This window comes from Paenibacillus sp. ICGEB2008 (assembly GCF_000307675.1).
Lineage (GTDB): Bacteria > Bacillota > Bacilli > Paenibacillales > Paenibacillaceae > Paenibacillus > Paenibacillus polymyxa.
Map to the genome: position 1 here is coordinate 673,603 of NZ_AMQU01000007.1, position 25,343 is coordinate 698,945.

General features: G+C 47.7%; 22 protein-coding genes and 1 riboswitch. Of the genes, 17 read left to right on the forward strand and 5 right to left on the reverse strand.

Going from position 1 to position 25,343, the window contains the following annotated elements; genetic code table 11:
• Positions 1–5: 5 nt before the first annotated feature.
• Positions 6–587 (forward strand): TetR/AcrR family transcriptional regulator, encoded by a 582-nt coding sequence (locus C400_RS0107725; protein ID WP_017426560.1) that lies wholly within the window; start codon positions 6–8, stop codon positions 585–587.
• A gap of 173 nt (positions 588–760) precedes the next feature.
• Here C400_RS0107725 and C400_RS0107730 read toward each other — a convergent pair whose 3' ends face one another.
• Positions 761–1,162, reverse strand: coding sequence for a secondary thiamine-phosphate synthase enzyme YjbQ (locus C400_RS0107730; protein WP_013369978.1), 402 nt, complete (start codon positions 1,160–1,162; stop codon positions 761–763).
• Positions 1,163–1,381: 219 nt separating this feature from the next.
• On the opposite strand from C400_RS0107730, the gene C400_RS0107735 reads away from it, so the two are divergent.
• Positions 1,382–2,443 (forward strand): sulfate/molybdate ABC transporter ATP-binding protein, encoded by a 1,062-nt coding sequence (locus C400_RS0107735; RefSeq protein ID WP_017426561.1) that lies wholly within the window; start codon positions 1,382–1,384, stop codon positions 2,441–2,443.
• Positions 2,444–2,594: 151 nt separating this feature from the next.
• Positions 2,595–3,365, forward strand: coding sequence for an MBL fold metallo-hydrolase (locus tag C400_RS0107740; RefSeq protein WP_017426562.1), 771 nt, complete (start codon positions 2,595–2,597; stop codon positions 3,363–3,365).
• Between the two features lie 14 nt (positions 3,366–3,379).
• Here C400_RS0107740 and C400_RS0107745 read toward each other — a convergent pair whose 3' ends face one another.
• Positions 3,380–4,888, reverse strand: coding sequence for an aminotransferase-like domain-containing protein (locus tag C400_RS0107745; RefSeq protein ID WP_016820667.1), 1,509 nt, complete (start codon positions 4,886–4,888; stop codon positions 3,380–3,382).
• A 132-nt stretch (positions 4,889–5,020) separates the two neighbouring features.
• On the opposite strand from C400_RS0107745, the gene C400_RS0107750 reads away from it, so the two are divergent.
• Positions 5,021–5,932 (forward strand): DMT family transporter, encoded by a 912-nt coding sequence (locus C400_RS0107750; protein WP_017426563.1) that lies wholly within the window; start codon positions 5,021–5,023, stop codon positions 5,930–5,932.
• Between the two features lie 138 nt (positions 5,933–6,070).
• Here C400_RS0107750 and C400_RS0107755 read toward each other — a convergent pair whose 3' ends face one another.
• A complete protein-coding gene (locus C400_RS0107755; protein WP_016820665.1) occupies positions 6,071–6,871 on the reverse strand; it encodes a Cof-type HAD-IIB family hydrolase in 801 nt (266 codons plus the stop codon).
• A gap of 162 nt (positions 6,872–7,033) precedes the next feature.
• On the reverse strand, positions 7,034–8,035 hold the full coding sequence (locus tag C400_RS0107760; RefSeq protein WP_016820664.1) for a lipoate--protein ligase: 1,002 nt from the start codon (positions 8,033–8,035) through the stop codon (positions 7,034–7,036).
• Positions 8,036–8,196: 161 nt separating this feature from the next.
• On the opposite strand from C400_RS0107760, the gene cobD reads away from it, so the two are divergent.
• The 10 genes from cobD to C400_RS0107810 all read left to right on the forward strand — a co-directional run bounded on the left by cobD (position 8,197) and on the right by C400_RS0107810 (position 18,619).
• Positions 8,197–9,297, forward strand: coding sequence for a threonine-phosphate decarboxylase CobD (gene cobD / locus C400_RS0107765; protein WP_026065395.1), 1,101 nt, complete (start codon positions 8,197–8,199; stop codon positions 9,295–9,297).
• Positions 9,287–10,258, forward strand: a complete 972-nt coding sequence (cbiB, locus tag C400_RS0107770; protein WP_017426565.1) for an adenosylcobinamide-phosphate synthase CbiB — start codon at positions 9,287–9,289, stop codon at positions 10,256–10,258. Before cobD ends, cbiB begins: the two co-directional genes overlap by 11 nt.
• Positions 10,259–10,272: 14 nt before the next feature.
• Positions 10,273–11,025 (forward strand): histidine phosphatase family protein, encoded by a 753-nt coding sequence (locus tag C400_RS0107775; protein WP_017426566.1) that lies wholly within the window; start codon positions 10,273–10,275, stop codon positions 11,023–11,025.
• 95 nt (positions 11,026–11,120) lie between these two features.
• Positions 11,121–11,336, forward strand: a riboswitch (cobalamin riboswitch).
• Between the two features lie 207 nt (positions 11,337–11,543).
• Positions 11,544–12,551 (forward strand): ABC transporter substrate-binding protein, encoded by a 1,008-nt coding sequence (locus C400_RS0107780; RefSeq protein ID WP_017426567.1) that lies wholly within the window; start codon positions 11,544–11,546, stop codon positions 12,549–12,551.
• Entirely contained in the window at positions 12,548–13,594 is a 1,047-nt protein-coding gene (locus C400_RS0107785) for a FecCD family ABC transporter permease (RefSeq protein WP_017426568.1), read from the forward strand. The genes C400_RS0107780 and C400_RS0107785 overlap by 4 nt, the downstream gene beginning before the upstream one ends.
• Entirely contained in the window at positions 13,591–14,427 is an 837-nt protein-coding gene (locus tag C400_RS0107790) for an ABC transporter ATP-binding protein (RefSeq protein ID WP_017426569.1), read from the forward strand. The genes C400_RS0107785 and C400_RS0107790 overlap by 4 nt, the downstream gene beginning before the upstream one ends.
• Positions 14,428–14,467: 40 nt before the next feature.
• Positions 14,468–15,538, forward strand: a complete 1,071-nt coding sequence (gene cobT / locus C400_RS0107795; protein WP_017426570.1) for a nicotinate-nucleotide--dimethylbenzimidazole phosphoribosyltransferase — start codon at positions 14,468–14,470, stop codon at positions 15,536–15,538.
• A complete protein-coding gene (gene cobU, locus C400_RS0107800) occupies positions 15,535–16,095 on the forward strand; it encodes a bifunctional adenosylcobinamide kinase/adenosylcobinamide-phosphate guanylyltransferase (protein WP_017426571.1) in 561 nt (186 codons plus the stop codon). The genes cobT and cobU overlap by 4 nt, the downstream gene beginning before the upstream one ends.
• Positions 16,092–16,961, forward strand: coding sequence for an adenosylcobinamide-GDP ribazoletransferase (cobS, locus tag C400_RS0107805; protein WP_017426572.1), 870 nt, complete (start codon positions 16,092–16,094; stop codon positions 16,959–16,961). Before cobU ends, cobS begins: the two co-directional genes overlap by 4 nt.
• Before the next feature lie 38 nt (positions 16,962–16,999).
• Positions 17,000–18,619, forward strand: coding sequence for a cobyric acid synthase (locus C400_RS0107810; protein ID WP_017426573.1), 1,620 nt, complete (start codon positions 17,000–17,002; stop codon positions 18,617–18,619).
• Positions 18,620–18,721: 102 nt separating this feature from the next.
• Here the strand turns inward: C400_RS0107810 and C400_RS0107815 are convergent, their stop codons facing one another.
• Positions 18,722–20,425: a methyl-accepting chemotaxis protein gene (locus tag C400_RS0107815; protein WP_017426574.1), complete on the reverse strand. Its 1,704-nt coding sequence runs from the start codon at positions 20,423–20,425 to the stop codon at positions 18,722–18,724.
• Between the two features lie 502 nt (positions 20,426–20,927).
• Between C400_RS0107815 and C400_RS0107820 the strand changes: the two genes are divergently transcribed.
• From C400_RS0107820 to C400_RS0107830, 3 genes are all read left to right on the forward strand, one after another.
• On the forward strand, positions 20,928–22,163 hold the full coding sequence (locus C400_RS0107820; protein ID WP_016820652.1) for a PTS transporter subunit EIIC: 1,236 nt from the start codon (positions 20,928–20,930) through the stop codon (positions 22,161–22,163).
• Positions 22,164–22,368: 205 nt separating this feature from the next.
• Entirely contained in the window at positions 22,369–23,202 is an 834-nt protein-coding gene (licT, locus tag C400_RS0107825; RefSeq protein WP_016820651.1) for a BglG family transcription antiterminator LicT, read from the forward strand.
• A gap of 166 nt (positions 23,203–23,368) precedes the next feature.
• The gene (locus tag C400_RS0107830; protein WP_016820650.1) at positions 23,369–25,270 is read left to right on the forward strand and encodes a beta-glucoside-specific PTS transporter subunit IIABC; all 1,902 of its coding nucleotides are present in this window, start codon (positions 23,369–23,371) and stop codon (positions 25,268–25,270) included.
• Positions 25,271–25,343: the final 73 nt, after the last annotated feature.

Below are 25,343 nucleotides of genomic sequence, written 5' to 3' on the forward strand. Positions count from 1 at the left end.
ATAATATGGCTAGAAGAGCAGTAGAACAGGAGTTGTCAAGAGGGCGGATTCTGGAAGCGGCCAGGCACTTGTTTATCACCAAGGGCTACCGTGCGATTTCAATGCGCAGCATTGGCCAGCATCTGGGTTACAGTCATGGTTCGTTATACTATCATTTTAAAGAGAAGGCTGAACTGTTCTACGCCATTGTGATTGAAGATTTCAATACATTGCGAGGGATTCTACTGCAAGCAGCAACAGGCACGCCTGATGATGGCTTGAGCAGATTGGAGTACCTGATGCTGGAATATATCCGTTTTGGCTTGGAAAATCCATATCAGTACGAAATTATGTTCATGATGCACGATGAAGAACTATTTGCATACTGTCGTACAGAGCAAAACCGTTGTGTGGAATTATTTGCGTCTATGATTCGCCAGGAATTGGATGGTCAGGGACATTCGGAGGAAGAATGCTCAAGAGTACCGAAAAGTCTGTTTTTATCCATGCATGGCTTTGTGTCATTTTATATTCAGGACGGTTTAACATTTGAAGAGATCAGGCCCGCTGCTTTAGCACATGTAAAGCTGCTGTGCAGACACCTATGAGCGTACCTGCATTCATACGCTTCAGCCATGAACATGTAGGGCGCTTTTTTGGGTGTTTGCACTTCATGACGGTGACTTATCATTACGGTACTTTGCGAAAGCGACTAAGAATTTAACAGACGATGATGTATCCAGAGGGAGAACATCATCGTCTGTTTTTTTGCATGCCTCCGTCAGCCCTTCATAATTTTCACATGGTATTGGCGTCTGCGTGGGCCGTCGAATTCACAAAAATAAAGACCCTGCCATCGTCCAAGCAACAGCTTTCCATCATGAATAATAACTGTTTGTGATGGGCCTGTTGTAATGGATTTTAGGTGGGACGCCGTATTTCCCTCCATATGGCGATATTGGGGATGTTCCCAGGGATAAACCTCATCCAGCCTCAAAATGACATCATGTTTGACGTCTGGGTCGGCATTTTCATTAATGGCGATGCCGGCAGTCGTGTGTGGACAATAAATCAGAGCTGTTCCTTGCTGCACCCCGCTTTTTTCAATGAGTGCTGCAACTTCGCGTGTAATATCACGCATTTCATCTCGCCGTGTCGTAGATAATTCAAAAGTATGCAACATAAATCCATCTCCTTTCTATGTATTACTTTACCCTTTTCATTCTTTAGATAATATATAGAGTTGACGAAAATTACTTTCCTTTGATAAAGTATCACATAAGAAAAACAAAGTAAGTTTATTGGAATAATTGAATGTTTTCAAATGAGGTGCGTGCTTTGCGATAAGCAAGGCTGCTGCTGTTCCTGAACTGGTCCAGAAGCGGAAAGGAAGTGTACGGATATGCATGTGGAAGTAAGAGGATTAAACAAGCATTTCGGTAATTTTCATGCGGTAAAGGACGTATCTTTTGATATTCAGACGGGCCATCTTATTGGTTTGCTCGGTCCAAGCGGCGGAGGGAAAACCTCCATTCTTCGCATTTTGGCGGGGCTGGAGCAACCGGATGCAGGAGAGATCCGCTTTCACGGAAAAAGGGTAAACGAGCTGACACCACAGGAGCGTGGAATCGGATTTGTATTTCAAAACTATGCTTTGTTCAAGCATATGAGCGTGTACGACAATATTGCCTTTGGTTTGAAAGTGAAAAAAAGCTCCAAAGCCCGCATCAAGGAAAGGGTCACTGAGCTGGTCGAACTCACGGGGCTCAAAGGCTTTGAGCATCGTTATCCGCATCAGTTGTCAGGTGGACAGCGACAGCGGGTTGCTTTTGCGCGTGCTTTGGCACCGGAGCCTCAACTACTGCTGCTGGATGAGCCATTTGCGGCTATTGACGCCAAGATTCGTCAGGAGCTGCGCACCTGGTTGCGAGAGTTGATTGAGCGGGTAGGTATTACCTCCATTTTCGTCACCCATGATCAGGACGAGGCGATTGAAGTAGCGGATGAGATTATGGTGATTAATCAAGGACGGCTGGAGCAGAAGGGAACGCCTTGGGATATTTATAAAAAACCGGGGACTCCGTTTGTAGCTTCCTTTATTGGGGAATCCACGGTGATTGAACAGGCGAGTAGTCTCAAGGGCTTTGAGGAAGCTGCCGGAGTGGGAACACGTGCCTTGATTCGTCCGGAGTACATTGATGTCGGACCGAGTGAGGAATTTGCGCTCCTGTCGGCAACCGAGGAAGGCATTGTGAAGCATTTACATTTTCGTGGGAGTGAATGGATGGTTGAAGTCCAGGTCGGGGATCAGCGTCTCATGACATACCGTTCATTGGAAAAGTCTACGCTGGAACCTGGTCAGCAGGTGCGAGTGTTGGTGCATCGGGCCTATCTATATAATGAGGAGTCCAGCTGGATGGTGGAAAACCGACTGAAGGAAGACCCGATGCCTATTATCATTTGAAAATAAAAAGATCACATATAAGGGGGGTGTCTGGCCTGTTTTACGGCTTTGGACATGCTCCTTTTGTCGTTGGTCGCTGGGGTGATTTACGCAGGCTTGATATGTTCGTTATAATAGGAGTAAAAACACCCAGATAGATAGGAGTTAAATCATGAATCGGCTTATTTTTCTTGGCACAGGGGATGCAATGGGGGTTCCGCGTGTATATTGTGATTGTCTCGTGTGCACAGAGGCCCGCACGATAGGAACGAATGTAAGGTTGAGATCGTCTGTGCTGATCGAAAGCGAGACAGAGGATTTTATGATTGATTGTGGCCCCGACTGGCGTAGACAGTTAGAATTGCGCAGTTTGCGTTTTATTCCTACGATCCTCGTGACACATGCACATTTTGATCATATTGGAGGATTGCCAGAATGGGCGGATGCCTGTCGCTGGACCGGTAATAGAGGGCGCTTGTTCGCTCCACAGGAAGTGATCGATACGATCTTACGTCAATTTTCCTGGATTCCTGGAAACCTGGATCTTATTCCAGTAGATCAGGGAGTCCAACTTGGCGGGTGGAATATCCGAGGATGGCGTGTGAATCATGGGAAGAACGGATATGCTTACGCTTATCGTTTGGAAAAAGACGGCTTCTCATGGGCCTACTGTTCGGATTCGATTGGACTGAATGAGGCGGAAATTTTACCTTTACATAATCTGAATTTACTCGTGCTGGGGACGAGCTTTTACCATGAGGAAGCGGAGTATACCACCCGCTCGGTATATGACATGCTGGAGGCTCAGGAACTTGTAGGAAGACTGAAGCCCGGAAGCACGGTATTTACACATATGTCCCATGATGTGGATATCACACACAACTACGGGCTGCTGGAAGGGATCAGTTTGGCACATACAGGTATGAGTTTGCCGTTAGAATAACGATGGTTTTACCTTTACATCGTTCGACTGATGCGTAGAAGTGTGGAGATCCCTTCTTTGATTTGCAGCTCATTGGCGTATGAATAGGACAACCGTATATGCGTTTTACCCTCTGCACCGATGGGATCAAATACATTGCCTGGGACAAAGGAAACGGACTCTTGTATACTTTTGGCAAGCAGCTCATTAGGTTGTATCGTAGAAGGTAGCTGGAGCCACAGGTTGAGTCCTCCCGCCGGGCTGGTCCATGTCCAGCCGGAATCGCGGAGACTGGTCTCCATCGTTTCCTTACGAATCTGGAGCGCAATACATAGCTTTTTAATATGCTGCTGCATACGTGGGGATTGAAAGTATTGTAAAAACAGCTTTTGATTCAGCAGCGGCGATCCGTTGTCCACTAGCGCTTTGACGCTCAGTAGACTGTCCATGAGCTGAGGCCTACAGGTTACGGCTGCGATTCGCAGACCGGGTGCGACATATTTGCTGTAGCTGCGAATATAGACGACGCTCCCCGAGATATCATAGGAGAAAATCGGAGAAGGCGGCTTTTGCCCAAAGCTGATATCATAGGTGCTGTCATCCTCGACAATAAGACAGCCGTAGCGCTCGGCCAGTTCGGGCAGACGTTTGCGCTGCTCATCGGGGATCGTAAAGCCGGTCGGATTGTGAAAGGTCGGATTCACATAAAAGAGACGCGGTTTTTCCGTTTTCAAGCACCATTCAATCTGATCCATATCATAACCTTCCGGCCGTATATCAGTTACAGTTAGGCGGGCGCCTTGTCTACGGAATATTTCCATGGCGGGACCATAGACCGGCCGTTCGATTAATACACGGTCTCCTGTACGGATCAGAGATCGGGAAACCAAATCGATGGCTTGCTGTGCGCCGGAGGTAATCAGTACTTCGTCCGTTGATACTGCAAAATGCTTATCTGTGCTAAAATGCTGCGCCATGGCATCACGAAGCTCAGCGTCTCCTTGTACAGAAGAATAGGTAGCTGCGATTTTTGGATGCTTTTCAAACACCTGCATCATTAATTCTCTCCAGTATCGGTTAGGCAGGAGAGAGGGATCAATCAGGGCCTTGGAAAATTGGAAGTCTGCGTTCACAGCATGAACCTGGGTGAGTCCATCCAGCCCCCTCCAGACGGAAACAGACGGATCGTCTGCCATGTAAGTGGATTCCGATTGGAAGATCCGCTTTGTGGATGATCGTTCCGAATAGGCAGTACATATTCCCAATTCTGCTGCATGGGAAGCATGAGCGTAATATCCCGATTTATCTTTTACATAGATGCGTCCTTGTTGCTTTAACTCCTGATATGCCCGGAATACGGTTAACCGATGCACACCCAGCTCCTGAGCCAGACTTCGCACCGACGGCAATTTAACGTCTGCTGGCCAGTCCCCGCGCTCAATCCGCACATTTACGTAATGGACGACCTGCTCATACAGCTTTAAGCTCGGATCGGCCGAGTTATTTTCTGTTGAAAACAATAATTCGCTGTTAACCTTGCCCATGCTGTCCACGCTCCTTTGTGTGTATTGTACTATACAGCACTTCAAAAACGTATACAACTGTTCTGTGGTTGCCCATCTGTTCTGTCTGTCTCCTTGTATGCTTGTGAGTAACAGAAGGGAGTGGGAAGTATCATGATTGGCATCGCCTTTACAGTTATGTGTCTTATTTTTGGCACCACATTTTTGGCTATCAAAGTGGGAGTGGAGGCCGGACTTCCGCCGTTCTTATCGGCAGGAGCACGTTTTATGACAGCAGGGGCGATCTTGTTTATTGCGATGAGGCTGTCGGGAAAGGTTCGGTGGTCGTTATTATGGCGTAAGGAAATGCTGCTGATTGGGACGGGAACGACCTTCGGCACATTCTCAACACTGTATTGGGCAGAGCAATATGTCAGCTCGGGGATCGGCGCTATTTTGTCAGCCACCGGACCGATGATGATTGTGCTGATGCAGTCTGCAATACTGCGGCAAAAAACGACGAGAATTACGCTCATGGGCTGTATGATCAGCTTTCTCGGGGTCGTGCTGGTGGTATTGCCCGGCTTAGCGGTTCAAATCAGCGGCCTGTGGTTGGCAGGTTGCATAGCCATTTTGCTGGGTGAGCTATGCTATTCGGGTGGAGCCCTGTATTCCAAGCGAGTCATGGATGCATTTCGTGATACGAATCCGATTGCCTTAAATGCAGCTCAAATGTTCCATGGTGGTTGGATGCTGCTAGTACTGTCGGCTTTCACTGAGCCTTGGAATTCTGAGGGATGGAATCTGCTGCCTGCCATAGGCTCTCTGTTTTATTTGATCCTGTTTGGCTCCATGATTGCGCAAACACTATTTTACTGGCTTATGGCGCGTACGAATCCATTGTTTCCGACCACATGGCTCTATATTTCACCACCGATTGCTGTAGGCCTGGGTGCTTTTTTATATGGAGAACATGTAAGCTGGTGGATGCTGGCAGGGGTGCTGCTCATTGTGACTGGGTTGATGTGTATGAATAACGGAATCATCCGTCTGGTGAACAGACGCAAAGTACGCTCTGCTGCCTGATATTTCGAAGTTGTTAGAATATGATGTAATATGATAGAAAAAGCCTCCAAACTGCCGTATATTACTAAACATGCGGCGTTTGGAGGCTTTGTTGTTGTAATACTTTATTTAAGTATTATGGGTACAGTCAGTTTCTGCTTATTCAACATTGAGTACAAATTTGTCGATGGCATGCTTTACACCGTCTTCGTTATTACTGCGAGTAATGTAATCAGCCAGCTTTTTTAAATCAGGAATCGCATTCTCCATCGCTATGCCAAGACCGGCACATTCCAGCATTTCATGGTCATTCCAAGAGTCGCCGATCGCAATGGTCTCCGACAGATCACAGCCAAAATGGTTTGCAAGGAAGGCAAGAGCGTGGCCCTTGGTGCCTTCATGATGCATAATTTCCAGGAAATGAGGCTTGGATTTTGTAATATGCACTTCACTGCCAAGCAATTCGCGAAGTTCGGGAATTAATTCGTCCAACACTTCCGGCTCGTCGATAATCAGCAATTTAGGAGCTGGTTGCTCTATAACTTTACTGAACACAGGCTCTACAAAATATTCCGTGTTGTTCAGCTCGGTGTAATCTTTAATTTTTTGATTATCTTCACGAGTGTACAATTTGTCATCTATATACGTTTGCAAATGCAGATTGCGTTCCACGCAGAATTCATACAGACGACGTGCAGCTACGAGTGGAACATAACGCTCATACAGCACGTTTTCGTCCAGCAGGTTTTTAACCAAAGCTCCTTGGTACGTAATGATCGGTACGTTCAACCCCGTCTGGCGTGCAATTTTGTGCGCGGAGGCATAAGCTCGTCCAGTAGCGAGAGTAACCACCACACCTTTAGCTACAGCAGCTTCCAATGCCTGTTGTGTCGCTGGAGTAACTTCTTTCTGGTCATTAATGAGAGTATCATCAATATCAATGGCAATTAATTTATACATATCGGTATTCTCTCCTTTATCTCTATCATGGGGCAATATTAAAATTGTATCTTATAATATTCAAAATGACAATATCGCATTGAAAAAGGGACGACGCCCATAAGAGCCTGTCCCCTTATAACCACTGAAGTATTGGCTTGAAACCATGGAAAAAAGTAACGCTTAGTCTTCCAGAAATACAAGTCCAACAAAGTCGTCCAGCTCAATATTACCAAAGTAATGCTTCAAATCGAGAGAGGATAAGGCTTGACGGACCTCACCTTCATCATAACGCTTGCCACGCAGGATATTTTCAATATCAGCGACATCACCTACACCGAAGAAATCCCCGTAGATTTTAATATCACGGATGTAGCCTTCCTTCAGATCCATGCGGATATCTATAATACCGACCGGGAATTTACGTGTGTGCTTGATATTGCTCTCAGGGGATAGACCATAGTTCCAATCCCACGATTGATAGCGTTCTTTGGAAATTTCATGGATTTTAGCCCAATCCGCATCGGTGAGCTTATATTGAGGCACCTGATCCAATTCTGAACCAAAGATGGACCGCAGCAGTTCCTCGCGAAATTGTTCTATGGTCATCTCACGGTCCATCAGTTCGCTGATGTTAGCCACGCGGCTACGGACGGATTTTGTGCTTTTGGATTTGAATTTTTCGGGATTGGCGTGCAGCGATGCAGCCACATTGTCCAGATTCAGGTTGAACATCAATGTACCATGGCTGAACATACGTCCACGTGTGGCAAATTGAGCATTTCCTGAAATTTTACGTTCTCCGACTTGCAGATCGTTGCGTCCCGTCATTTCGGCTTCTACTCCCATTTGGTGGAGGGCGTCAATCACAGGTTGCGTAAATTTGAGGAAATTATGAAAGGACTCCCCGTTATCCTTGGTAATGAAGCTGAAATTTAAGTTACCGAGATCATGATATACAGCCCCGCCGCCGGACAGGCGACGAACGACTTGAATATTGTTGTCTCTCACAAACTCAGCATTGATTTCTTCAACGGTGTTTTGATGCTTGCCTATAATAATAGAAGGCTGATTAATGTAAAACAGCAGATAGCTGTCGTCCAGCGGTAAATGCTTGAGCGCGTATTCCTCAATAGCAAGATTAATGGCTGGATCGTGTATGCCCTGGTTGTCGATGAACAGCATGTCCATTCCTCCGTATATACAAACTGTGTATTTTATGTGTGCCTCCCCCTATTGTAACCCAAGTGAGCCATGTACAAAAGCTCATTTGCATTGACGGGACGCGAAAAGCAGCCTCATAATGGAGCTAAATGATTGAAAACGGGCGGAAAGGATATGAGGCAATGATAGAGGTTTACGGTCATGGCGGGGACAGGGAAACGGCTGCCGCGACATTTGGCGGAGCTGCGGCGGATTTTGTGGATTTTAGTGCGAATATTAATCCGCTCGGCCCGCCACCGGAGGTGCTTGAGGCACTGCGAAGCTCATTGGACACGGTGATTCGCTATCCAGACCCTGGACACCGCCACTTTAAAAATATGCTGGCACGGCGGCTGCACGTTCCACCGGAGTCGCTGAGCATCGGTAACGGCGCGGCTGAAAGCATGGCGCTGCTGCTATTGGGCCTGGCTCCCAAGCGTGTGGGCACAGTGGAGCCGTGTTTTTCGGAATATGCCGAGCTGGCTGGCAAATTTGGAGCCGAGATCCACCGGGTATACGGGAAGGCTTCGCTTCAATGGAAGGCAGACGTGGAGGACATCCTTCAGCTCATGGAGCAGGTAGATGTATTGTTCCTTGGGCAACCGAATAATCCGAACGGTGTGCAATATGGTGAGCAGGAGCTATATGAACTGGCAGAGGCGGCTGGCAGAACGGGTACCGTGCTGGTGGTGGATGAGGCCTTTATTGATTTTATCCCACTGGAACGGCAAATCTCACTATTGCCTGTGCTGGATCGCTATCCTCATGTGATTTTGATCCGATCGATGACCAAATTTTATGCCATTCCTGGCTTGCGATTGGGCTATGCGATTGCTCATCCGGACTATATCCGGCAAATGACGGCCAAACAGGTGACCTGGAGTGTTAATGGATTGGCGTTGCTGGCTGGAGAGGCGTGTCTGAGAAGTGGGCAAGCTTATGAGCGCCGCACACAGGAACTGATTGCGACGGAGCGCAGTCGCTTGCTGACTGCCTTAGCGGAATGGGGCTGCGGTGTCGTTCCCGGCGAAGCCAATTACGTGCTAGCAAGGGCGCCGGGAACGTGGAGTTCATCGGCTATTCAGCAGGCGCTTGGACAACGTGGGATTCTTATACGTAGCTGTGCCATGTATCCGGGGCTGTCGGCGAGCCATTTTCGAATTGCAGTCAAGGACGCCGAAGCCAATAATATGCTGCTGTCTGCACTCAGTGAAGTGTTGGAGGAGGAGCGGCGTGATCGTTAGCTTGGTAATCATGGCAGCCTATCTGCTGGACAGGCTAATCGGCGATCCGAGATGGTTGCCACATCCAGTCATCGGGATGGGACATGCCATTTCAGCATTGGAAAAAGCGATTCGTCGTAAGGTCCGCAGTGACCGGGGATTGAAACGTGCGGGTATACTGCTTCCACTCATTGTGGCAGGAGGCTCCTTTGGGCTTGCTTGGGAGCTATTGCGTGTGCTTGCCTGGATTCACCCATGGTTGTCTGTCGTCGTAGAAATTGTTCTGGTTGCAACCACAATTGCTTCCAAAGGACTAAAGGACGCAGGGATGGCCGTATACCGAGCGTTGCAGGCGAATGACCTGACTGTGGCACGTCGGGAGTTAGGCATGATTGTCGGGAGGGATACGCAGCAGCTTGACGAGCCTGAAATTGTACGCGGTACCGTCGAAACAGTCGCTGAAAATATCGTGGACGCCATTATTTCCCCGCTTTTTTATGCCCTGATCGGGGGAGCCCCCTTGGCACTGGCATATCGTGCCGTAAATACGCTCGACTCAATGGTTGGCTACAAAAATGAAAAGTACCTGCATTTAGGCTGGGCCTCGGCACGTCTGGACGATGTAGCTAACTACATTCCGGCTCGCCTGACAGCAGTTATGCTTGTGATAGCGGCGTGGTTGTATCGGCTGGATGCTGCAAGAAGCTGGCGCACAGTCAAGCAGGATGCCCGTCTGCACCCAAGCCCGAACAGCGGCTTCCCCGAATCAGCAGTGGCAGGTGCCTTGGGGATTCGTCTCGGTGGCTATAACGTGTATCACGGCGTACGCTCCTTTCGGGCATATATGGGCGAAGAGATACGACCACTGGAGTCGAAGGATATCCGGCATACCATCCGGCTGATGTTCGCCGTATCCACTATGTTTGTAGGGTTGTGTTTGTTGGGAGCTGCGGGGTGTTTTGCCTTGGGATGGATGCGGTGAGGAGTGACATTATTTTGAAACAAAATACAGAAGGGAAAAGAGTGCGAGAATGTGCACTAAGTCCGAGCCCACAACAGGATAGTGAGCCGAATGATGCTAAAGAAGATCTGCAGTGGGACATGGAGCTCGTGCTAGTTCGTCATGGCACAACCTCATGGAATAAGGAACGTCGATATCTGGGACATGCCGATTTGAGTTTGCTGTCTGGAGCAGAGCAGGAATTAAAGCCTTTACGGGAAAAATTACAGGGCCAGTCCTTTGCTCAAATCTATTGCAGTGACTTGATGCGATGTCGCCAGACCTTGCAGATCATTTTGCCGGAGTCAGCATTGACGACTGAACGTTCCCTATCTGCTATGCCTCCTATCATGGAGCCACGTCTGCGAGAACTTCACTTTGGCGAGTGGGATGGAAAAACGTATGACATGCTTAAGGATGTGGCGTTGTATCGCGCTTGGATTGATGAGCCACAGCGAATCACCCCGCCTGGAGGAGAGTCCTGGGTACATTTTGTGAACCGTCTGCGCGAATTCCGTGACTCTCTGTTTGCGTGGCGCATTGCTTTGGAGGTTCAGCCAATAGAGTTGAATGCTGCACCTCCCTCTGTTTTGGTTGTCACGCATGGTGGTGTAATTCGCCAATTGGTTTGTATGCTGATACCAGGTCATGATTTTTGGAGGCTGAATCCAAAACCGGGAGAAGCGATTAGGCTTCAGTTAAGGCTGGCAGGACTGCACAATTGTATAGCAAAATTGCTTTTTCACTAGGGTAGTTGTGGCGAATCAAGCAGCTGTTTGGGTTGTAAGCTAACTCTTTTTAACCTATAATCATCAAGTAAAAGAACGGCTTGACTACACTACATCAAATATCCAGCAGACGAGGTCGGCGCCGTGTGAGGGAACTTGCTTTTCTTCATTGCGCTGTTAAAAGGGAAGTCGGTGTGAGTCCGACGCGGTCCCGCCACTGTAAATGGAAACATGCTCATTAGCCCTGTTACATGTGCCGCCAAGCATATGAAAGAATATCAGGGCATGCCTCTTCCATAAGTCAGGATACCTGCCCGTCCGCCTGTCACCATAATCCTTCGAGGAAAGGATGACGTGTTCGCAGTGACTGTCCATGCGGAAGGAAGCTGCCCGCCTGCGCACAATCTGTGCTAACGTGACCCCTGTGTCCTGAAATGAGGATGCGGGGGTTTTTGATAGGAAAAGAAGGCTGGAATGAGGAAATACGGATGATGTTCAAGTAACGCTCTTAACGATTTTTGTATGAAGGGGTGCAAATCATGGCAGGAAAGAAAATAAAGGTATGGACAACAGGTCTATTGGCGCTGATATTGGCAGTTGTACTGAGTGCATGTGGCGCGAATGGAAAAAATGTAGAAAATAAAGAGGGCCAAGTTTCTTCACAGCAGCCGGGACAGACTGTAACCGCACAAGAGCCTCCGGGCAAAACGGTTTACCCGCTAACGGTTAAGGATGCAACAGGACAGGAATTTACATTCAAAAAAGCACCGGACAAGATTGTTTCCGTCTCCCCGGCAGAAACTGAAGCGCTGTTCGCTATCGGATTGGATAAGGAAATTGTTGGTGTATCCGACTACTCTGATTACCCAGAGGCAGCTACGAAAAAGCCTAAAGTGGGCGGTATTATGAAACCGAACGAAGAGGCGATTATTGCTGCGAACCCTGATGTCGTTTTTGCAGGGATTTCACTTAGTGAACAGGCTACGACTAAGCTGCGTGACATGGGAATTATGATTTTTAAAACGGAACCGAAGACCGTTGAAGATGTCATAGCTAACATCGAATTGTATGGGAAAATCACCGATCATCAGAAAGAAGCGAGAGCGGTGACCGACAAGATGAGAGCAGATGTAGCGGAAGTGAAAGAAGGAGTTAAAAATATCGGCAAAGGGCAGAAGCTGCGGGTATACGTCGAGTTTTCACCAGGCTGGACAGTGGGTAAAGGCGAGTTTATGGACGAACTGATTACATTGGCAGGCGGCGAAAACGTGGGTGCCACGCAGAAGGGCTGGTACCAAATCAGTGAGGAAAATATTATAGCTGCCAACCCTGACGTGATTTTGTACAGCAAAAGTGTGAAGGATGACAAAACAGGCCAGACCCTCAGCGATATCATAAAAGCTCGCAGTGGATGGGATCAAATATCGGCTGTTCGTAACAATCGTGTATTTGCCGTGGATGATAATTTGATTAGCCGTCCAGGTCCACGCGTAACAGAAGGGCTCAAGGAAGTAGCCAAGGGCGTGTACCCTGAAATTTTCAAATGAACCGTAGACTGATCGGTTTTGGGGGGACTGGTCTTGTCTTGCTGCTGCTGACGCTGCTGCTCTGTCTTGGCATCGGCTCGGTCAGTCTTCCGGTCAGCCAGATCACAGGTATTTTGATCAACCACCTACCGTGGTTAAGTGATACGTTTACACCGGATTGGAATACATCTGCAGAGCAGATTATTTTGAAGGTCAGACTGCCACGGGTGTTACTGGGAATGTTGGTTGGAGCAGCGCTGGCGCTGGCGGGAGCCGGATTTCAGGGTGTGTTGCGTAATCCCTTGGCTGATCCCTATACCCTTGGGGTATCCTCGGGAGCTTCGGTAGGAGCGGCAGTGCTGATTTATTGGGGGCTTCAATTTTCATTTGTGGGTATATGGACGCTTCCGCTAGTCGCATTTATAACCGGCATGCTGACGCTGTGGATGGTGTTGACGTTGGCGCGTGAAGGTGGGAAAATTCCGACCCAAAGCCTCATTTTATCAGGTGTGGTGATGCAATTTTTTGGGGGAGCCATTGTTTCTTTTCTGACAGCCATGTCGAAGGAAACAGTCAATGAAATATTGTACTGGACGTTGGGAAGTCTTAGTCTGCGAGGTTGGTCATATACGGGAATTCTTTTACCTTACGTGATCGTTGGGCTGGTGTTTCTATGGAACCGGGCACGGGTGCTGAATATTCTGGCTTTGGGTGAACGTCAAGCGGCTCATATGGGGGTTCATGTAGATGCGACGAAGCTATCTGTCCTGATCATATCTACCTTGCTGACAGCTGCCGCTGTCTCAGTATGCGGAGTCATTGGCTTTGTCGGACTCGTTGTACCACATATCATTCGTCTGGTGACAGGTCCTGATTACCGGATGATCGTTCCGTTATCTGCAGTGGGTGGAGCTATTTTTATGGCTTGGGCAGATACGGCAGCTCGTACGCTGTTAGCCCCGACGGAAATTCCTTTGGGCGTGATGACAGCCTTTGTGGGAGCACCGTTCTTCGCATATCTCCTGTACCGGAACAAGAAGCTGCGCAGGGGGGATCTGCTGTGACCGAACCAAGTGAATTACTAAAGGTGCGTGCTCGAGCATTAGAGGTAGCGGGCCTGAGCCGTGCTTATGGGGATTTCCATGTGCTAAAGAATGTTAGCTGGAACGTAGACGAAGGAGCTTGGTGGGGGATCATTGGTCCGAACGGGAGTGGAAAATCCACGTTGCTGCATCTGCTTTCTGGTGTAGACCAGCCGACCTCTGGAAGTGTTCATATCTATGGCAAAAAGGTCGGTAGCTACAGCAGAAAAGAGCTTTCCCGACTTGTAGCTGTACTCCAACAGGAGGGGATTCCTCCAGTAAGATACACGGTCAGGGAAGTTATAGAAATGGGACGGTTCCCTCATCAGGACTGGCTGGGCAGGGAAAAGGGAGTCGACGTAGAGGCGATCACGGATCGGGTTCTAGCGCGATTGAGTCTAACTTCACTAGCTGACAGAACATTGGATCGCTTGAGTGGGGGACAGCGACAGCGTGTAGCTTTGGCGAAAGTGATGGCGCAGGAGCCACAAATATTGCTGCTGGATGAACCTACGACCTATTTGGATTTGCGCTATCAGCTTGAATTTATGGAATTGCTGGCAGAATGGCGTCAAGAAACGGGCGTGACAATCATTGCTGTCTTGCATGATCTGAATTTGGCGGCACAGTTTTGCGATAATTTGCTTGTACTTAAGGATGGAATGGTTGAAGGATTGGGTAGTTCATCGGATTTGCTAACAGAGGACCGGATTCGGCGTGTATATGGTGTGGAGCCTGTGATGCTTCCGCATCCCGATAGCGGTGTGCCGCAGCTCTTGCTGCGCAGAAGCGCTGCGTCTACAGCAGATCAATAGGAGATTGGGAACATACTAAAAAGAGCAGGGAGTGGAAGGTATGAACGACAAGCTGCGTCAGCTGATCGATAGCATAGCCCAGCCGGATGGAGTGGCGGCTTCGGCAGCGTCAGCACATTTGGACCAATTAACAAAGCCACCTGGAAGTCTTGGAAAGCTGGAGAGCTTGGCCATCCAGCTAGCAGGAATTACTGGCGTGGACAAGCCTGAATTTGATCGTAAAACGGTGATGGTCATGGCTGCGGATCATGGGGTGTGTGAAGAGGGAGTTAGCGCCTTTCCAGCTGAGGTTACGCAGCAAATGCTGTATAACATGCTGTCAGGCGGCGCAGCAATTAATGTGCTGGCACGTCATGCAGGCGCTGATGTCCAGGTAATAGATGTTGGCGTGAATGCGGACGTTGCTCACCCAGATTTAGTGAATCGTAAGGTGCGTATGGGCACTTCGAATATGGCTAAAGGGCCAGCCATGCTGCGTACGGAAGCGGAACAAGCGGTTTTGGCCGGAGCTGAAGCCGTAGCAGAAGCGGTTAAAGGTGGCACACGGCTATTTGTTACCGGAGAGCTAGGGATCGGGAATACGACAGCCAGCGCTGCGGTTGTATGTGCGCTCACCGGACTTGATCCGGAAGTGATCGTGGGCCGGGGAACGGGGGTAGATGTGGCGGGACTTACCCGTAAAATAGCCGTTGTCTGCCGCGCATTGGATGTGAATCAGCCGGATGCCAATGACGCACTGGACGTGCTGACCAAGGTCGGCGGTCTGGAGATTGCCGCTCTGGCAGGCGTCATCCTCGGCGCAGCCGCGCATCGCTGTCCAGTGGTGCTGGACGGCTTTATTTCCGGCGCGGCAGCCCTTGCTGCACGCGCGCTTGCGCCTGCGAGCGCGGCGTACATGCTTGCTTCGCACGCCTCGGACGAGCGTGGACACGCGGCGGTGCTTCGCCAGCTTAAGCTGGAGCCCATGCTCCATCTGGACATGCGGCTCGGTGAGGGCACGGGCGGTGCGCTGAGCTTGCACCTGATTGATGCGGCGTGCCGCATTATGCGCGATATGGCGACCTTTGCCGATGCAGGCGTATCGGACGGTCAGGGAGCCGCGCAGCGATGAAGGCGCTCGTGACCGGCGGGGCACGCAGCGGAAAAAGCGGCTTTGCCGAGCGATTATGCATGGCGCGCGCTCCGCGCGCCTGCTATATTGCAACGGCCCAAGCCTATGACGTGGAGATGAAGGAGCGTATCGCTCTTCATCGGCTCCAGCGCGATTCTGCCGGGTATGACTGGCAGACGCTGGAGGAAGCGCAGGCGCTGCCGGAGCTGCTGCGGCGGCTTGGCGACGATCAAGCGTCGCAGCCTGCGCCTATGGTGCTGGTCGACTGCCTGACCCTGTGGCTGTCGAACGTGCTGCTGGCCGCAGGTGAGGACGGCGAAGCTGCGGCCAGAGCCGCCATGGATGAACTGGCGGCAGCTGTGGAGCAGTATCCGGGATCGCTCGTCATCGTAACCAACGAGGTCGGTGACGGTATTGTACCAGAATATCCGCTTGGAAGGCTGTACCGGGATTTGAGCGGGATTATGAATCAGCGGATAGCCCGTGTTTGTGGCGAAGTTTTTTTAGTGACGGCGGGCATTCCCGTAGAACTTAAACAGTTGGAATATAAGCTATGAGCCGCGAACGTCAGGCTGTTGCTGCGGCTTTTCAATTTTTAACCCGTCTACCGGTCAAGGCGGAGCTGGATTTTTCCCCGGAGCTGCTGAAACGCAGTGCAAGCTATTATCCGCTGGTTGGAGTCATTATTGGTATTATCGTCTGGGGCATTGCGGCGCTTACGGCTATGGTGCTGCCACCGCTGCCGTGTGCGATTCTTACCCTTGCAGTCTGGGTCTGGTTGACGGGCGGACTGCATCTGGACGGGTGGATGGATGCTGCGGATGCCTTATTCAGCTACCGGTCCCGTGAACGGATGCTGGAGATTATGAAAGATAGCCGTGTAGGAGCAATGGGGGTTATTGCTTGTGTGCTGCTACTCATGCTCAAGGCTGCTTTGGTGTATACCGTGCTGGTTGAACAAAATGTGTCTGGCTTGTTGTTGCTTCCGATGGTTTGGAGCCGCTGGTTTATGGTACATGCAATGAAGCGCTGGCCTAAAGCCCGTAACGATGATGGACTGGCTGCGCGTTTTGCTGATATGAGTGGTGGACGTGCCGGACTGGCCGTATTTTGGGCTGTAGTCGTGACTCTAGGTGCTGCCGCAGGCCAGTATATACTTGCAGGACCAGCTACAGCAACAGAGGGATCAGGAAACCTGTCGTTAGCAGGATCACACTTACAGACGCTCCTTTCGTATTCTGAAAGCCTTCCAATCTGGATAGGCTTTGCGTTGCTTCCGCTCTTGGCTTACGGAGTTGGAACCTTTACAGCAAACCGTATTAATCGCCGTCTTGGGGGACTTACGGGAGATATATACGGAGCTTTGAACGAATTGCTGGAGACTGTTTTGTTGCTGTTTATTGTCATTTTGTACGGGTTGTGATCAAATTTGAAATGAATTCGTTAAAGGGGAAGAGGCAATTGTCAACTTTCGAACCGTCCCGCACGAACCCGGCAGCTATATTAATGCTTCAAGGAACAGCGTCGGATGTGGGTAAAAGCGTGGTGACGACCGCGCTGTGCCGGATCTTTCTGCAGGACGGCTACCGTCCCGCACCGTTTAAGTCACAAAATATGGCGTTAAACTCTTATGTTACCGAGGACGGCAAGGAAATTGGACGTGCACAGGGAGTACAGGCCGAAGCTTGTGGTATTGAGGCGACGACCGACATGAATCCGATTCTGATTAAGCCGGTCAAGGATATGCACTCACAAATTGTTGTACACGGTGTACCTTATGCCTATATGAGCGCTTCCGATTACCGAAAGGACTTTTTGCCACAAGCCAAGCACACCGTTATGGATGCGCTGAATCGGCTGCGTGATACCTATAATATTGTGCTTATGGAAGGGGCAGGCAGCCCGGCAGAAATTAATTTAAAGGACCGCGATATTGTAAATATGAACCTTGCAGGCTGGGCGGATGCTCCAGTATTGCTGATTTCGGATATTGACCGGGGTGGTGTCTTTGCCTCTCTGGTAGGGACTATTGAGTTGCTGGAACCCCATGAAGTACAGCGTATCCGTGGATTTATCATTAACAAATTCAGAGGCGATTTGTCCCTGCTTCAACCAGGATTAGACTGGCTGGAAGAACGGACAGGCATTCCTGTACTCGGTGTACTGCCCTATTTACCGGACATTCGCATTGAAGCAGAAGATTCGGTCGTACTGGACAAGAAGCCTAAGCGGTCAGCAAAGGATAAAGAATTGGACATTGCGGTGATACGTTATCCGCGTATTTCCAATTTTACGGACACGGATGCTTTGGCCGCAGAGCCGGATGTGAGCGTGCGTTATGTCACAGAGGCCGGACAATTGGGCGTACCGGATGCCATTATCTTACCGGGAACCAAAGACACCATCGGAGATCTGCTGGAATTGCGTGAAAGAGGGCTAGAGGATGACATTCGAGAGGCCATGAAGATAGGACGCACGCAACTGGTTGGTATTTGTGGGGGCTATCAAATGCTGGGTACAGCGTTATTTGATCCCGATGCCGTCGAATCTGGGTTGCCGCAGCAGGCAGATGGGTTAGGTTGGCTAGCTCTATCCACGACCTTCTTAAAGGAAAAGCAAACCGTGCGCGTTCAAGGAACCCTGTCTAATCATTGCCCACTTTTGCTAAGCACTGCACTTGATTCGGGTTCTACCTCCAAGCCAGTCATTGAAGGATATGAAATACATATGGGTGTTACAGAGTATGTCACGGAACCACATGTATCTATAGACAGGACTCCAGACTCAACGAAAATGAAAACATTATTCCAGATTCAGCGTGGGGAAGGGACTGCCTTTGAGGAAGGTTGGGGTACGACAGACGGTAAGGTATGGGGAACCTACTTGCATGGTGTGTTTGATAATGACCGTTTTCGCCGGTCCTGGTTGGATGGACTGAGACAAGCCAAGGGCTTGCCAGCTTTGGATAGCACTTTTACTGTACGTGAAGCCAAGGAACAAGAATTTGACCGTGTCGCAGAGGTGGTACGCGCTCATTTGGATATGGGACAAATTTATCGCATTCTCGGGATGGATTCATAAACTTCTTCTTCATGGAAGATCCTTTAAAAAGCTTTTAAAAAATAAAGAGGTATCTCTACAGTCATTTTTGTGACTGAGAGATACCTTTTTTAGCAGATCAGCTTACTTAATTTTAAATTTTTGAACCGCCTTTTGCAGCTCAGTTGCTTGTTGGCTTAATTGACGAACAACCTCACTGTGGCTTTCCATTTCATTCAGTTGCTCATCGGCATTTAAACCGATCTCCTGAATCATATGTTGTGCGTTTGCAGCAATGAGAGCTGTCTCCTCCACGGAAGCAGATACTTCCTCCGAGCTGGCGGATACTTGCTCCGTTGCTGCGGATACGGTTTGAATCGTAGCGTTGATCTTTTGCATGAGCTCACTTAACTGGTTAAAAGCAAAACTCGCCTGTTGAACCATTTCCGTTCCTGAGTGAATCTCACGACTAACCTGAGTCACTGAGTCCACAGATTGCTGAGATACTTCCTGAATGGTAACCAAATAGTCCGAAATTTCCTGTGTTGCTGCTTTGGATTGCTCTGCGAGCTTGCGAACTTCCCCGGCAACTACAGCGAAGCCCCGTCCATGCTCGCCCGCGCGGGCAGCCTCAATGGAGGCATTCAGGGACAACATTTGAATCTGCTTTGTAATATCGAAAATTGCAGAAACGATGCTACCAATAGCTTCTGAGCGTTCATTCATACTATGTATGTATCGAAGCGACTCATCAGCAGCATGTCCTACCTGTGACATTTGAGCTACAGCTTTTTGAGCAAGCGTATTCCCGTTAACCGTTTCTTTCGTTGCTTCACTGATTTGGTCAGATACATCATTGGCAGAGGAAGCGATATGCTGCACACCTTGAGCAATCTCCTCCATAGCCTGTGCATTTTCAGCAGCAGCAGAAGCGATGCTGTTGCTGCCCTTGGCTACTTCTTCAGCGGCAGCTGTAGAGTCCTGGACTTTTACACTCATAGCCTCAGTTCGACGAAGCAGCTCGTCCGACCCTTTAACAACTGCACCTGATGTAGTAAGCACATGGCCGATCATTTCTTTCAAGTTAAGAGACATAGATTGGAAGCTGCGGGCAAGTTGAGCAATTTCATTAACTCCTTGAATCTTTGTTTCTTGCGAAAGATCACCTTGGGCAATTTTTTCGCTATGACGAACCAATTCAGCAATGGGCTGTACAACTTTACGAATGACAAGGGTAGAAATAACTCCGCCCAGTATAAGTGTTACCAGTGTAATACCAATGCAAATCCATAGGATTTGTTGGGATTTTTCCTGTACGAATCCAACATCTTCGTTCACGCCAAGAATCAGATTACTGCCTGATATTGCAAAGAAGGCGGTTTTGTGTACTCCATGCGAGTCGCTGTAAATGTCACTGATATTCATCTCGCCTTGTTTGGCTTTTTTAATATCCTCAACAGGAACGAGGGTATCCTTGACCTTATATGCTGATTTTACGTTTCGTGCGACAACTTCGGCCTTACCATCATCCTTCAGCACCGCAATATATGCGGATTCTAATTTGAGGGTGTCAACCTTGTCCTGAAGATAAGCTTCCATCTGCATAGCAGAGCTGGAACCAGACCCACTTCCTTGCCCAGCTTGAACGGCTAAGGAAATATTGAGATCCTGATACACATTTTTAGCCCCAGTTTCTAGCAATTGGTCTACTTGAGGCATGACACTGCTATTAATGATACTCATGGAAACTGCATAAAAACTGATGCTGAACAGAAGAGACGCAAAGAGCTGAATCAGCAAAAACATAATTCGTAGCTTTGCGCCAAGGGAACGATTAAAACGCTTCATGAAAATTCTCCTCTCACATGATGGTGATAAAACAGACGAATTGCCCTGCTTGATGTAGGCCGCTTGTCCAATGAGATACTAGACACGCCATGATCTACTTGTTTTCCTTTCTTTGCTTGAAGAAAAGACTGAAAATGTTCGGATTCTATGTATATTTCAGCTGTATTCAAGGACACAAGATATGAGAAAGGGAAGTAATCCATGATTTACTAAAAAGTAGGTTAGACCTATTTTACATAATTAACAGACGGTTGAATAGTCATATTTGCCCAAAAACAAACAAAAAATATATAACTATGGTCTTGGGTGTTTAGATGTAAGTTTGATGTAAATTATCAGGAGTAGGAAATTAAAAAGCTTTACCCGTGCTTTTATAACTATTGTAAAAAAGAAGGAATATAAGTAGTATAAGGAATACCACTTTTTACAAGCTTCTTTTAAGCTTGCTTTAATAAGTTCGAATGTGGTCTTCAATATACATATAAAAGGGGAAAAGGCAGTTATGGATCGGGAATTGCTTTCTAAGGAAATAAATTTGGAGGTAGAGGGAGAAGATAACCAGGAACCGACTATAGATCAAGATCAAGATAAAGCGAATAGAGGAGGGAATCCGTTCAGCCGCCTGTTTGATTTTATCTCAGGCGTATTCACTCCGCTCTTGCCATTGCTAATTGCTGGAGGAATCTTTCAGGGGATTGCGACTGTTTTCTTGTTCTTAGATTTTTTTGATACTCAAGTCTTTACCGCTTTAGGGTACATTGGTGGTGTCGTATTTTATTTTTTGCCCATTTTGATAGCGGTAAATGCGGCAAGAAAGCTTGGTAGCAATTTATTTATTGCGGCGGCAATTGGGGCCTGCTCATTTCATCCTGGTATTATGGAACTACTGCAATCCGGCCTAAAAATGAATTCAGACGATTTACCCGTGGTGGAGCCACAGTATGTTGCTTCTTTTATACTGATTCTTATTGTTGTCTGGCTTGCATCGAAGATTGAAAAAGGATTGAGTAGGTTCGACCGTTATTCAATTCAACTACTGGTCGTTCCGACATTGACGCTTATCTTGATTGTGCCTTTATTGTTGTTTGTTTTTGGTCCGCTGTGGACGACCCTGGCACATCATTTGTCGGGTGGTTTTGCTTCACTGTTTGACGATGCGGACGTATTTGCAGGTCTGCTGTTTGGTGGGACAATACCTGTGCTCCACTTTGCGGGCATGCAATATATGATGTCGATGAACATAATAGAATCCATGGCTACGAATGGCTATGATTCTATTACCCCTGTTGTTGCGGCGGCAGTCATGGCTCAGGCAGGCGCGGCCTTCGGTGTATGTGTTAAATCCAAAAATGCCAAAGTCAAAATACTTGCTGCTTCCACAGGCCTGTTGGCTATGTTTGGAATCATTGAACCAGCATTATACGGCGTTAATGTGCGCTTCAAAAAACCGCTTATCGCGGGACTGGTTGGCGGGGCTATTGGTGGGGCGTGTATGTGTCTGTTTGAAGTGAAGTTGACTGCTTTTGCAGCCTTATCTGGCTTGCTTAGCTTACCCCTGTTTTCCGACACTACATTTGTTTACGCCATTTTGAGCATGTTGATTTCGTTTGTTACGGCTGGTGTAATTACGTATTTTATGGGCTTTGTGGACGATAAAGAGGAGCCATCAAAAATTGCATCCGCATCCCGTATTCGTGCTTCCTCGGAATTGAATGTGGAAAAGAGCTCTAACAATTAAGGTGCAACGCAACGGCTAATTACCTCATGTAAGTGTTTACAAAAAAATCTTGTCAGCTCAGTGTTTATATGATACTATGATGACAGTTAATCAAAACTGCACAATCATGGATTGTTACCATATCGGGCAAAACCATAAACAGGCACTATGTGTCAGTTTTGGTATTGCCTTTTTTTTACTACTCCAAGCGGCTTAAGGTGATGGAATGAAGATAGCAAAGGTGCTGAATAATAACGTCGTAACGGTCATTGATGAACAGCAGAAAGAATTAGTCATTATGGGAAGAGGAATTGCTTTTAAAAAAAACACAGGCGATGAGATTGAAGAGGGGAAAATTGAGAAAATTTTCAAGCTTGAAAGTACCGAGGTTTCCCGTAAATTGATGACCCTGATGTCTGATATCCCTATTGAGTATGTTGAACTTTCTGATGAAATCATCCAGTATGCCAAAACGATACTTGGTGTAGAGTTGCATGACAGCATCTATATTTCGCTGACAGATCATATCCATTTTGCCATAGAGCGTTATCGTTTGGGTATGGACATCAAGAATGCACTTTACTGGGAAATCAAACGAATGTACCGCAAGGAGTTCGCGATTGGGACCAAAGCATTGCACATGATTCAGGACAAGCTGGGGGTTACACTCCCAGATGATGAAGGGGCGTTTATTGCCTTACATTTGGTGAATGCACAGCTGAACAGTGAAATGCGCGAAACGATAACCCTGACTAATATCGTCAAGGATATCATAAACATTGTAAGCCGCTTTTTTGTAATGGAGCTGGATGAAGAGTCGTTAAGCTATTACCGCTTTATTACACATCTCAAATTTTTTGCCCAACGGGTTATGAACGGAACTCCTGTACAAAATACAGATAATTCGCTTCATGATATGGTTAAGGTACAATATAAGGACGCTTATGCTTGTGCGGAAAAAATAAGAGATTATACGTCTAAGATCTATGGTCGAAGCTTATCCCAGGATGAGATGCTGTATCTCACGATTCACATCGAACGCATCATTAAGAATCAATGATTTTACGGATGATCAGGGATTTAGGATTGCTACTTCTAAACAAGAAGGCAAAACCTGAATGCTGAAAGAAGATTGGCTTTTATAAAGCTGTCTGCTTTCTGTATTCAGGTTTTTTTTATTCCCAAATTTCACACTATATACCTTAAATAGAAAAGAGGAATGCCTCATGGATCGAAATCAATTATCCAAAGAGATACTTACATTGGTCGGTGGAGAAGAAAATGTAGAGCAGGTCATTCACTGCATGACGCGCTTGCGCTTCAACCTTCATGATGATAAGAAAGCTCAAAAAGAGCAGTTGCAAAAAACGGATGGTGTCATGGGAGTCATGGAGAGTGGCGGCCAGTTTCAGGTGATTATCGGAAATGATGTAGCTAATGTATATAAATCATTGGTGAGTAACATGTCCAAGGCACCGCAAAGTGAAACAGGCGCAAGCACTGCATCCAAGAAAAAACAAAACCCGATCAGCCAACTGTTCGACTTTATTGCAGGTATGTTTACACCTATTTTGCCGGCGATCACCGGGGCAGGTATGATCAAAGGGATTATTGCCCTACTGGTAGCTATGCACTGGATGTCTGACAAGAGTCAAACCTATACGATTTTAGCCGCAATAGGTGACGGTGCGTTCTACTTCCTGCCGATTATTTTGGCTGTGAGTGCGGCTAGAAAACTCGGTAGCAATATGTTTATTGGTGCGGCGATTGGTGCTTCAATTTTACATCCAGACATTACAGCATTACTGGCTTCGAATGTGAAGGTTAGCTTTATTGGCCTTCCGGTGACAGCGGCCACGTATTCGTCGACCGTTATTCCAATTGTTATCGCGATCTGGCTGGCATCCTATGTTGAAAAATTCATTGATAAGTATACTCATGCATCACTGAAGTTGCTTGTTGTTCCAACACTGACTCTATTGATTATCGTACCTTTGACGTTGATTGCTGTAGGGCCGCTCGGCTCCATTATTGGTAATGGCCTGTCAGGAGGGATATCTTGGTTGTTTGAAAATACAGGTGCGCTTGCAGGTCTGCTGCTGGGCGGTACCTTCTCCCTGATCATTATGACAGGTATGCACTACGCGTTGGTTCCTATTATGATCGGATCGATTGCAACGTTGGGCTATGATTACATGATTCCAATTATGGGAGCAGCTAACTTGGCTCAGGCTGGTGCAACACTCGGCGTATTCTTGAAATCCAAAAATGCCAAAGTCAAAACAGTGGCCTTCTCCACGAGCTTGACAGCTATTATGGGTGTAACCGAGCCTGCAATGTATGGTGTGAATATGCGGTTTAAAAAACCGTTTACGGCAGCGTTGATCGGGGGAGCTGTCGGTGGGGGCTTCATGAGTTTGTTTGGCACAAAAGCGTACGTCGTTGGGGGACTCGTTGGTTTGCCTGGTCTGGCTATGTTTATTGGACCGACTTTCTTGTACGCAATTCTTGGTCTTATTATTGCATTTGTGGTTGCTGCGATTGTTACCTATGTGATCGGTTTTACAGATGAAAAGAACGAAGAAACGACACAAGCAGCAGATGCTGCTGGCGAGATCTCTACTGAGGAAGTAGCACAATCTGCGATGAGCTCACTGCCAAAAGGTGAGAAAATCCCGGTATTCAGCCCAATTGTGGGTGAAGTTAAACCGCTCAGTGAAGTCAATGATCCTGCATTTTCTCAAGAAATTATGGGTAGAGGATGGGCTATTGAACCCTCCGAAGGTCGGGTTGTTTCCCCAGTTGAGGGCACAGTGTTCTCCATTTCCAAAAGTGGGCACGCTGTAGGTTTGGTGAGTGATTCAGGACTTGAAATGCTCATTCACGTAGGGATGGACACTGTTAAACTAAAAGGACTTCATTTTACACCTCATCTTAAAGCAGGAGATCGCGTAAAGGTAGGCGATCTTATACTGGAGTTTGATCTGGTGGAAATCCGCAAGGCTGGATACGAAACGATAACGCCTGTTATTGTTACAAATGTAGATCAGTTTAGCGAATTGGAGCCCGCAGGGAATCAGCATAAAGTCGTTAAGGAACAGGAACTGTTATATACAGTGATCGTCTGACAGTCGAAAAATCTACGTATACATTGAATACGAATCGTTGTGTTCAGGATAACAAACAGCAAGCCTTCATCTT